General features: G+C 42.6%; 1 protein-coding gene. It reads right to left on the reverse strand.

Annotated elements, in window-relative coordinates; all coding sequences use genetic code 11:
- The coding region (locus A2517_RS04295; RefSeq protein WP_294894494.1) for an ATP-binding protein at positions 1-1,713 on the reverse strand (1,713 nt) is incomplete at both ends.

Consider the following 1,713-nt stretch of genomic DNA (forward strand, 5'->3'; position numbering starts at 1 on the left):
CGTTCAAAAATCTGTTCAATCTCTTTAATGACGATCGGCTTTCCTAAAAAAGCGTCATAGCCGTTTTGAAGTGAGCGCTCACGTGCACCGTTGATCACATTCGCCGTTAATGCCACAATAGGAGTATGGAGGAGCTGATTCTCCTTTTCATAAGCTAACATATTTGCTGTCGCTTCATTTCCGTTCATTTGCGGCATCTGTTCATCCATAAAAACCATATCGAAATATTCCGACTGAAAGCAATCCAATGCTTCCGCACCGTTTGAAGCAATCGTGTATTTCAGACCATAGCGCTCCAAAATGATTTTGATAAGCTCCTGATTGGCAAGATTATCTTCTGCAACCAATACCTTCCCCTCAAATCCACCTCTTCCCCTAAATCCTGTTTTATGAGGCAAATTAGGTTGATTAACCCCTAAAACATCCTTCAAAGCTCTCTGCAGTTTTGTACAATAGATGGGAAAAGTTAGCGGCACGATCGTCTCAATCGTATCATAACGTTCATCCAGAAAATCAAGGATAGCGACTGAGGGGATTCGATTTTTTATGATCATTTCTCGTACCGTATCATCCAAAGAGCTCTCTAAGAAAATGAGAAGATTGCACGGTTCTTGAACATTCTTGATGATACGGACATCCAATCCGAAATGATCCCAATAACGCCGTAGAGATTCGAGTTTATAACTTTCACTCGGATCATACGCCAAAAGCCCGAATTCGATCCCCTCAAAAATTGAGACGTCAATTTTTGAGACTTCACAATCATTATTGACGATAACAGGAATTTTAAGGGTAAAAGTACTTCCCTCTCCTACCGTCGATTCCAGTTCAATATCTCCCCCCATGTGAAGCGCCAACTGCTTACAAATGGAAAGTCCAAGACCGGTCCCCTCATTGATTTTCATCGTCCCCTCTTGCGCTTGAGAGAAAGCATCAAAAATCCGCTCTTGATCCACCGAAGATATCCCTATTCCCTGATCTCGAACGGAGAGCGAAAGGATCCCTTCATCGCATCGTGCTTCGACATGAATAGCTCCCGCGTGATGGCTGAACTTGATCGCATTGCTTAAAAAATTCCCCACGATCTGCTTTATGCGCAGCGCATCGGCAACAATTTCATACGCAATGGTAGGATCGATAAAACTGGTCAGAGTAAGACTTTTAGAATTTGCACCCGGAACAAAAAGTTCCATTGTATGGGATATCTCATCATGGACGTTAAACGGCTGCGGATCAACGGTAAACTCGCCACTGCGAAGTTTAGAAAAATCGAGAATATCATTGATAATATGAAGAAGACTTTCTCCGCTGTTGCTGATAATATTGAGATATTGCTGATAACGGGGGTTGGTCGTCTCATCACGAAGCAGGGATACAAAGCCTAAAATAGCATTCAGCGGTGTCCGTATTTCATGGGACATATTGGAGAGAAAATACTCTTTTGCTTTAGAGGCATTGAGCGCTTCTTGCTCTTTTTGGTAAATTGTATCGGTGTAGAGTTTTAAAACACCGGCAAAATTTTGATCGAATAAATAGCTGATAGCAACAAAAATTTCCTGATTGTGTATCCCTAAGCGGTACGTTGCATTCAAGACGGAGCGTTTGAAATGGGTACAGAGGAGAAATAGCTCGTCGGCGCGAAGCTCTTTGTTTTTAAGGTACTCAATCAATTCAGCGATGACAGGGCAATCTCCAAGCGCCATATGCCCCGAA

It is taken from the genome of Sulfuricurvum sp. RIFOXYD12_FULL_44_77, assembly GCF_001830725.1.
GTDB classification, from domain to species: Bacteria; Campylobacterota; Campylobacteria; order Campylobacterales; family Sulfurimonadaceae; genus Sulfuricurvum; species Sulfuricurvum kujiense_A.